The 8,523-nt window shown below is 71.9% G+C and carries 7 protein-coding genes and 1 pseudogene; 3 read left to right on the top strand and 5 right to left on the bottom strand.

The window, feature by feature from the left end:
• Positions 1-410: pseudogene (locus ACWEVO_RS21890) on the top strand (maleylpyruvate isomerase N-terminal domain-containing protein); the annotation flags it as partial.
• 12 nt (positions 411-422) lie between these two features.
• On the opposite strand, the gene dnaB reads toward ACWEVO_RS21890, so the two are convergent.
• The gene (gene dnaB, locus ACWEVO_RS21885) at positions 423-3,242 is read right to left on the bottom strand and encodes a replicative DNA helicase (RefSeq protein ID WP_452309385.1); all 2,820 of its coding nucleotides are present in this window, start codon (positions 3,240-3,242) and stop codon (positions 423-425) included.
• A 392-nt stretch (positions 3,243-3,634) separates the two neighbouring features.
• On the opposite strand from dnaB, the gene ACWEVO_RS21880 reads away from it, so the two are divergent.
• Positions 3,635-5,149, top strand: coding sequence for a hypothetical protein (locus ACWEVO_RS21880; RefSeq protein ID WP_452309384.1), 1,515 nt, complete (start codon positions 3,635-3,637; stop codon positions 5,147-5,149).
• A gap of 70 nt (positions 5,150-5,219) precedes the next feature.
• Here the strand turns inward: ACWEVO_RS21880 and rplI are convergent, their stop codons facing one another.
• The 4 genes from rplI to rpsF all read right to left on the bottom strand — a co-directional run bounded on the left by rplI (position 5,220) and on the right by rpsF (position 6,857).
• Positions 5,220-5,666 carry a 50S ribosomal protein L9 gene (gene rplI / locus ACWEVO_RS21875; RefSeq protein ID WP_452309383.1) on the bottom strand — a complete coding sequence of 149 codons (447 nt, stop codon included), beginning with the start codon at positions 5,664-5,666 and terminating at the stop codon, positions 5,220-5,222.
• Between the two features lie 14 nt (positions 5,667-5,680).
• Complete coding sequence (rpsR, locus tag ACWEVO_RS21870; RefSeq protein WP_013289355.1) at positions 5,681-5,920, bottom strand: 30S ribosomal protein S18; 240 nt, start codon at positions 5,918-5,920, stop codon at positions 5,681-5,683.
• A gap of 41 nt (positions 5,921-5,961) precedes the next feature.
• On the bottom strand, positions 5,962-6,486 hold the full coding sequence (locus tag ACWEVO_RS21865; RefSeq protein WP_452309382.1) for a single-stranded DNA-binding protein: 525 nt from the start codon (positions 6,484-6,486) through the stop codon (positions 5,962-5,964).
• A gap of 80 nt (positions 6,487-6,566) precedes the next feature.
• The gene (rpsF, locus tag ACWEVO_RS21860; protein WP_089004747.1) at positions 6,567-6,857 is read right to left on the bottom strand and encodes a 30S ribosomal protein S6; all 291 of its coding nucleotides are present in this window, start codon (positions 6,855-6,857) and stop codon (positions 6,567-6,569) included.
• A gap of 672 nt (positions 6,858-7,529) precedes the next feature.
• Here rpsF and ACWEVO_RS21855 point away from each other — a divergent pair.
• Positions 7,530-8,312 carry a deoxyribonuclease IV gene (locus ACWEVO_RS21855; RefSeq protein ID WP_452309381.1) on the top strand — a complete coding sequence of 261 codons (783 nt, stop codon included), beginning with the start codon at positions 7,530-7,532 and terminating at the stop codon, positions 8,310-8,312.
• Positions 8,313-8,523 lie beyond the last annotated feature (211 nt).

The raw sequence follows: 8,523 nt of genomic DNA, 5'->3' as shown, positions 1-8,523 counted from the left end.
GGGCCCGCCGCTCGGCCACGGCGTTCGAACGGCCCAGCGGCGTCGTCCGGGTCTGGACCGACACCGCCCCCGCCGCCATCCGCGCGGCCGGCGCCGCCGACCCCGACGGGTACGTGACCACCCAGGGGCACGTGCTGCGCGTACCGGACTTCCTCGCCACCCTGACCACCGAGGCGGTCATCCACCACCTCGACCTGATCGTGGACCTGCCGGACGCCCCGGCGCCCGGTGCCGCCGCGACGGCCGTCGCGTTGACCACGATGGACGGCCTGCTCAGCGACGACACGGTCCGGCCCACCGGCTGGGATGACGCGGAATACCTGCTCAAGGCGACCGGCCGGCTGCCGCTCACCGAGCGCGAGCGGCGCGACCTGGGTGAGGCCGCCGGCTGGTTCCCGCTGCTCGGCTGAGGGCGCGTCCGGTCAGACGATGGCCATGTCGACGAAGCGGGACAGGTGCAGCTGGGCGGCCACCGTCACGGTGTCGGTGGGGCCGTTCCGGTGCTTGGCGACGATGAAATCCGCCTCCCCGGCGCGCGGCGACTCCTTGTCGTAGTAGTCGTCGCGGTGCAGCAGGATGACCACGTCGGCGTCCTGCTCGATCGAGCCCGATTCGCGCAGGTCGGACAGCTGCGGTCGCTTGTCCGTACGCTGCTCGGGGCCACGGTTCAGCTGGGACACCGCGATCACCGGGCACTCGACTTCCTTGGCCAGCAGCTTGAGGCCACGGGACAGGTCGGCGACCTCCTGCTGCCGGCTTTCGGTCCGCTTGGGCGAGGTCATCAGCTGGAGGTAGTCGACCACGATCAGCTTGAGGTCGTGCTTCTGCTTGAGCCGCCGCGCCTTGGACCGGATCTCCATCAGGTTCATGCTCGGCGTGTCGTCCACGAAGAGCGGCGCCTCGCTGATCTCGCCCATGCACCGGGCCAGCTTGGTCCAGTCGTCGTCGGAGAGCTGACCGCTGCGCAGTACGTGCAGCGGGACCCGGGCCTCGGCCGAGAGCAGTCGCATGACGATCTCGACCTTGCTCATTTCCAGCGAGAAGATCGCCGACGCATGGTTGTAGCGGATCGAGGCGTTCCGCGCGAAGTCCATGCTCGCGGTGCTGTTGTGCGTCGGAATCATGGACCGGCCGGCCAGGTACAGGTGGTCGGGGTTGTCGACCGTCACGCACCGAACCGGGACGCTGGGCACCGGCCGGACGTCGACGATGTAGCGGGAGGTGGTCCGGACGTTCGAGGACGTCCGGCGTCGGGCGGCATGCGCCGTCCGCTTCCGGCCCAGGCGGAAGACCGTGTCGGGCGTGGAGAAGTTGAGCGTGTACGCCACGGACGAGTCAGCCGTCCGCCCCCGCACCGCCTTCTCGTTGACGGTGCAGCGGTAGCCCAGACTCACCACCAGTTCCCGCACGTCCTCGATCAACCGCTGCGAGGTCGACGTGTACTGGAGGTTGCCGGCTGGCGCCACCGTGCCGTCGGTGTCCATCAGGCCGGCGAGCAGCGCCCGGCGCTGCGCCTCGGAAGCCCGGAGGTACTCGCGTGGGATGTGCTTTCGGTGGGCCACGCCCGTCCGCCGGAGCAACGCCAGGAAGGAGCCGTTCCGGTCGTGGCACTCGGCGCAGCGCCGCGTGGACGGATTCTCGCGCAGCGCGCGAGTGGTGCGGCCGCAGTCGACGCAGGTCCGGTCGGGGTTACCGGGAGCCGGGGGCAGCACGATGGTGTAGACCATCGGCCCGCTGGGGCGGACGACGAAGCCGTCCCGCGCGACCAGGTCGGTCATCTCGGCGTCGGCGGTGGTGAAGCGGCTGGCCCCGGTGTGTCCGTCACCGAGCCACACCCCGAGGGTGTACGGCGGAACTGCCAGGTCGCGTTCGGGCAGCTGAAGCGGATGGCAGTTTTCGACCGCGTGGTTGAGCCGACGGTCCGCCGTACCGGTGTGCAGGGTGGCGGCGATCTGCGCGGTGGTCACGACCCCGTCGTGAGACACCCGCGCGCCAGCATTCATCTGCCGCTCGGCCCGCTCACGGAGCGCGGTCAGGAGGGGGCCGACCGGGTAACCGGGGGCGCTCCAGTTGCTCACCTTGCCGGCCCGGTTCACTGGGCGGCTCATCCGGCCGTTGGCCCCCACCTGACTGGCCACGGTGTGCAGCACGTTCCGGAACTCGGGGCCGACCTGTTCCAGAGCCTGCGCAAAGGTGACCAGGCGGTCCCGCTCCGCGCCGACCGCCGCCTCCGCCACCCGCACCCGGGCCAGCGAGGCCTCCGACCAGTAGTGGCGCGTGCGAGCCTCCGGCTGCCGGCGGCTGGCCCGAGTGGTGGTCTTCCACAGGTGCTCCGCGTCGGCCACGATGACCGAGCCGTCGGAGAACTCGACCTCGTAGCAGGGACGGTCGTGCATCACGTCGAAGGCCGCTGTGATGATGGTGGGCGTGCCATCCGCCGCGATCAACTGATCCCCGACCGTCACCTCACCCATGGTGGTCCACCCGTCGGGCGTGGGCAGCGGCGTGTCGAGCGCCAGCGCCTTGCCGAGACCAGGCCGGCCCGCGACGATGATCAACTGGCCCGGGTGCAGGCCGTTGAGCAGCCGATCGAGGTCACTGAAGCCGGTCGGCACGCCGGTCATCACGCCGCCCTGGGCACCGACGGCCTCGATCTCGTCCAGGGTCGGCTGGAGCATGTCGGCCAGTACGGCGAAGTCCTCGCTGACCCGCTTCTCGGTGACCTCGTAGACCGCCTGCTGGGCCAGGTCGACGACGTCGTCGACGTCCCGGCTGCCGCCCTGCCCGGTGCCGTAGCCCAGCTGCACAATCTTCGTGCCCGCCTCGACCAGGCGGCGCAGCACCGCGCGCTCGCCGACGATCCGCGCGTAGTAGGCGGCATTGGCGGCGGTGGGGACGCTGGCGATCAGCGTGTGCAGGTAGGGCGCGCCGCCGATCCGGGCGAGGTCGCCCGAGTCGGCCAGGGCGGCCGCGACGGTGATCGGGTCGGCGGGCTCGCCCCGGCCGTAGATGTCGAGGATCGCGTCGAAGATGGTGGCGTGCACCGGCCGGTAGAAGTCGTTGGACTTGAGGATCTCGACGACGTCGGCGATGGCGTCCTTGGAAAGCAGCATGCCGCCGAGGACGCACTGCTCCGCGGCCACGTCCTGGGGCGGGGTCTTCTCGAACGGGGCATCCCGCTGCGGCGGCGCGGACGACGGCCCCCCGGTCCGCTCCGCCCGCTGGTCGTCGGTGACCGACACGGGTCCCCCCTCGCTGCGTCGGATCGAATCCAGGTCCACCGCCGGGGCTGACAGCTCCGACGACCCTCCGGTCGATCGGGGGCCATCGCCCGGACGGTCGGTGGCCCACGATACGGAAACCGAGCTCAGGCCCTCAACAATGCCCGTGGACGAGCCTCGGGACAACCTGTGGACGCCGGGGGACGGGCATGTGCGCAGGGTGTGCACAGGGTGTGGAAAACTGTGCGCAAAGTCCGTACACAAGCGCCATGAGCTGGGCTTCTGTAATCCCCACCCTGTGGACAACAAATTTCGGGTGAAGCTGGTGAGCCGTTCGTCCCGTACTATCTCTGCGAACGGCTACACCTGGACAGCGGATTGCACTTTCGGTTGAGAAGGGTCACGCTCCGGCCGTGAGTTACCGGGACTGGGGAGGCGGGGAGGGCAGCCCGCGCGAGCGCCCGCCGATTGCCCCGTGGGACGATCCCGGCCAGTCGTTCCCGGCGGACCCGGCGTCCGGGCGTTACCGCACCCCGAGCCGCCGTCGCGCGGTCGAGCGCGGTCAGGACGAGCCGGTCGACGCGTACCTTCCCCGGTGGGCGGTGGAGTCCGGCGTGAGCCGGGCGGACGGCGGGGGCCGGCACGCCGCCCCCGACGACGACGAGGACATGGCACCGCCGTACTCGGGTGGTGGGTGGAGCGCGGCCGGCGGGTGGCGCCCCGAGGGCGACCGGGGCGAGCTGCGGGCCATCGGCGCCGGCCCGGTGAGCGAGCACACCGCCGAGTGGACCTTCGACACCCCGCGGGAGCAGGGCTATGTGGGGAGCCGGCGGGCCGATGAGGACGATCCGGTGTCCGGTCCGTCCCCGCTCAGCCGGCCGCGCCGGGCACCGGCCCGGCGGCCGCAGGTGACCTGGTCCGGGCTGGAGGACGGCACGTCGCCGGAGCTGGCCGGCGACCGGTGGGAGGCCGGTCCGATTGGGCGGCGCGCCCGGTGGGCGGACCCCGCCGGCTCCTGGTCCCGCCCGGCCGCCGACCCGTGGAGTGCGGGCCGGTCGACGGAGGCAGATCCGGCGGAGCAGCCGGCGGTCGACCCGTGGGACGCCTCCGGCGTGCACGCCTGGCACCGGCCCGCCGGCGACCGGTGGGACGACACCGGCCGGTGGGAGCGGACGGAGCACACCGGCGAATGGGACCGCCTCCCGGACAGCGGCCAGTGGGCTGGCTCGGCCGACACGGGCCAGTGGAGCGGGTACGCCGAGGTCGACCAGTGGGACCGGACGGTGCCGCCGACGCCGACCCGGGAGGGTTGGGCGTCGGCGGAGCGGGCCGAGGCGTTCTGGTCCGGGACGCGGCTGGCCGGTGACGATCCGCGCTGGATGGAGACGCCGACCTCCGCGCCGCGCTCGCCCGTCGTTCCGTACACCGCGCCCCGCCCGCGTACGGCGCAGCGGCGCCGCCCGGTCGATCCGACGGTGGACGCGAGTCGGGGCGGGGCGTCGACCCTGCGCCGGCGGGTGGACCCGGTCGGCGGCGGGTCGTGGAGCCGCCGGCTGGAGGACGATCTGCTCGACCCGGATCCGGGCGGTCCGCTCCGACCGCTGGTCCTCACCGCCGCGTGTTATCTGGTGCCGGCGCTGCTGGCCTTCGTCGGGCTGCTGTTTCTTGACGGGCAGGCCCCGGCGGGCTGTGTCACGGACATCACCGGTGGCGGCTGCGACTCGCCACGGACGCACGCCTTCGCCTCGCTGCTCGACGGGGCCCCGCGGTTCGGGCTGGCGCTGGTGAGCAGCCTGGTCGTGGCGCTGGTGCTGCGTCGGGTCGGGACGACGTGGCGGTCGGCGACGGTGGCGCTGGCGGCGGCGGTGGTCGGCGGCGGTCTCTCCACCGTGCTGATCAGCGCGGTGACCGGTCAGCCGATCGGCTGACCGCTGACCCGGACGAGCGAAAGGGCCCGCACCGAAGTTCGGTGCGGGCCCTTTCGTGGTGCTGTCGGTGTCAGCCCTTGACCACGTTCAGGTCGAACTTGGCGGTCACCTCGGGGTGCAGCTTGATGCTGACCGGGTAGGAGCCGAGCGCCTTGATGTGGCCGGGGGTCTCCAGCCGGCGACGGTCCAGGCTGGGACCGCCGGCGGCCTTGACCGCGTCGACGATCTCGGCCGGGGTGACCGAACCGAAGAGCCGACCGCCGTCGCCGGCACGGGCCTTCAGGTTGACCTTCAGGCCCTCGATCTGGGCCTTGACCTCGTTGGCGTGGCCGAGGTCGCGGATCTCGCGGGCCGAGCGGGCCCGCTTGATGACCGTGACCTGCTTCTCCGCGCCCTTGGTCCAGGCGATCGCGAAGCCCTGCGGGAGCAGGTAGTTACGGCCGTAGCCGTCCTTCACCTCGACGATGTCGCCCGGGGCACCGAGGCCGGACACCTCCTGAGTCAGGATGATCTTCATGTCGGTGCCTCCTCTCAGCGGGTCGTGGCCGTGTACGGCAGGAGCGCCATCTCGCGGGCGTTCTTGACCGCACGGGCGATCTGCCGCTGCTGCTGCGAGGTAACGCCGGTCACCCGCCGAGCGCGGATCTTGCCGCGGTCGGAGATGAACTTGCGCAGCAGCGCGGTGTCCTTGTAGTCGATGTAGGTGATCCCGTCCTTGTCGAGCGGGTTCACCTTCTTCTTCGGCTTGCGAAGTGCCGCAGCCTTGGCCATTGCTCTTGCTCCTGGTTTGCGATCGCGGGCGCTCGGCGCCATTAGAACGGGGGCTCCTCGTCGAAGTTTCCGCCGCCCGAACCACCGCGCGAGGGAGCCGGGGAGGCCGAGGCCCAGGGGTCGTCGAAGTTGCCTCCGCCGCCACCCTGGCCACCACCACCGAAGCCGCCACCGCCGCCCGAGCGGGACATCTTCTGCACCTTCGCCGTGGCGTAGCGCAGCGACGGGCCGATCTCGTCGACCTCCAGCTCGATGACGGTGCGCTTCTCGCCCTCGCGGGTCTCGTACGACCGCTGACGCAGCCGGCCGGACACGATCACCCGGGCGCCACGCTGCAGCGACTCGGCGACGTTCTCGGCGGCCTGCCGCCACACGGTGCACGAGAGGAACAGCGGCTCGCCGTCCTTCCACTCGCCGGACGCCTTGTCCATGAAGCGGGGCGTCGAGGCGACCCGGAACTTGGCGACCGCCGCCCCGGAGGGGGTGAACCGCAACTCGGGGTCATCGGTCAGGTTGCCGATGACCGTGATGGTGGTGTCTCCTGCCATGACCATCTCCTCGCGCACTCATCGTTTCGCCCTCTCAGGCTCTCAGAGCCCTCTGACAGCGTCGATGAGGCTTGATCCGGACGTGCCGGGTCAGATGCTCAGCGCATCTCCGGACGGATGACCTTGGTGCGCAGCACGGACTCGTTGAGTCGCAGCTGACGGTCCAGCTCAGCCACGGCCTCCGGCGTCGCCTGGAGGTCGATGACGGCGTAGATGCCCTCGGCCTTCTTGTTGATCTCGTACGCGAGGCGCCGGCGGCCCCACACGTCGGTCTTCTCCACCGAGCCACCCGCGGTCCGGATCACGTTCAGGTACGTGTCGAGCGACGGGGCGACGGTGCGCTCCTCGAGGCTGGGGTCGAGGATCACCATGATCTCGTAATGACGCAAGACGTGCTCACCTCCTGTGGGCTAAGCGGCCACGGTCCTTCCGTGGCAGGAGGTCGTGCGTCGTGGCCCGTGCCGGTGCGGGGGAACCCGTCCGGACGCGGACAACCGGACCAGGATACCCGGTCCGGACGATCATGCCCGGGCCGGTCGGACCCGGAGGTCCGGGCGCGGCGACAGGGGTCCGCCTCCGGTGTCGGAGGTGGACCCCTGTCCACGGGGCCGCGGGGCGTCCCGTCCGCATTCCTTGGGTGGGACCTGGGGAGGAACGACCACACCGATGAGGTTGGATCGAGGACGCCCCGCGGAGCTTTATCGTGTTGTCACCTGGTCTGACCATACAACGGCTCTCGTCACCTCTTGGGGTAAATGGAGGAATTTGCCCGGCAGAGCTGCCGTAGCGCCGTCCGGTGTGACGAGCCGGGTCACGCCCCGTCGTGCCGGGCCGCACGGCGGGGCGTCCCGTTTCCGGGTGGTCTTCCCCTCGCCCGGACGCGCTGTGGACCCGCGTCCCGGCGGAGCGTCGACCATCGATCCCACCTCGGACAACGACCACCGGGCCGGCAGGTGACGCTCGTCGCCGCCCCCGGGCCGGAGCCGGGCGCCGGCGCGCACGCCGCAACCGGCGCGCCGCGGTCGTCCCGCGCGTCGGGGCCGCGACGTAGGCTGCCCTCCATGCGAATCGGAGCCCACGTCGATCCGACCGACCCGCTGGCCGAGGCGACCGCCCGGGACGCCGAAGCGGTGCAGTTCTTCCTCGCCGATCCCCAGGGGTGGAAGGCCCCGAAGCCCCGGGAGGACGCCGACCGGCTGCGCGAGGCCGACATCGACCTGTACGTCCACGCGCCGTACGTGATCAACGTGGCCACGCTGAACAACCGGATCCGCATCCCGAGCCGAAAGCTGCTCCTCGGCCACGCGTCCGCCGCCGCCGCGATCGGAGCCAAGGGCCTGATCGTGCACGGCGGCCACGTCAGCGGCGGCGACGACCTCGCGGTCGGCTTCGACAACTGGCGCAAGACCTTCGCGTACGCCGCCGACTCGGGCGGTTTCCCGCTGCCGGTCCTGATCGAGAACACCGCCGGTGGGGACAACGCCTGCGCCCGCCACCTCGACGCGCTCGCCCGGCTCTGGGACGCGCTCGGCGACTACGAGGTGGGTTTCTGCCTGGACACCTGCCACGCGTACGCCGGCGGGGAGGAGCTGCTGGGGCTGGTCGACCGGGTCAAGGCCATCACCGGCCGGATCGATCTGATCCACGCCAACAACTCCAAGGGCGCGTTCAACTCGGGGCAGGACCGGCACGACAACCTCACCGGCGGGACGATGGACCCCGAGCTGGTGGTCGCGGTGATCCGGGCGGCCGGGGCGCCGGTCATCGTCGAGACCCCCGGCGGGGTGAAGGGCCAGGCGGCCGACATCGCGTTCCTGCGTGAGCAGCTGGGGGCCGCGGCATGACCACCGAGCAGTCGGACGCGACCGCCGCCGGCCGCCCCGCGGGGCCGCCCGCCGGCAACGGGCCCGACCGGGCGGCCGACGGACCGCCGGCAGGTGAGCGCCCGGCACCCGCCTCAGCCCCGGCAGCCGCCGCGACGCCGGGCGCGGCGAGGACCGGACCGGATGGCGCCGCAGGCGGCACCCGCCCGGACCGCAGCACCGCGACGACGGG

This window comes from Micromonospora sp. NPDC003776, assembly GCF_053605645.1.
This window is presented reverse-complemented; position numbering and strand designations above follow the sequence as displayed.

Bases quoted from the DNA above. Each gene is read 5' to 3' on its own strand.
- ACWEVO_RS21855 (WP_452309381.1), top strand. From the start codon at position 7,530: ATGCGAATCGGAGCCCACGTCGATCCGACCGACCCGCTGGCCGAGGCG.
- rplI (WP_452309383.1), bottom strand. From the start codon at position 5,666: ATGAAGATCATCCTGACTCAGGAGGTGTCCGGCCTCGGTGCCCCGGGC.
- rpsR (WP_013289355.1), bottom strand. From the start codon at position 5,920: ATGGCCAAGGCTGCGGCACTTCGCAAGCCGAAGAAGAAGGTGAACCCG.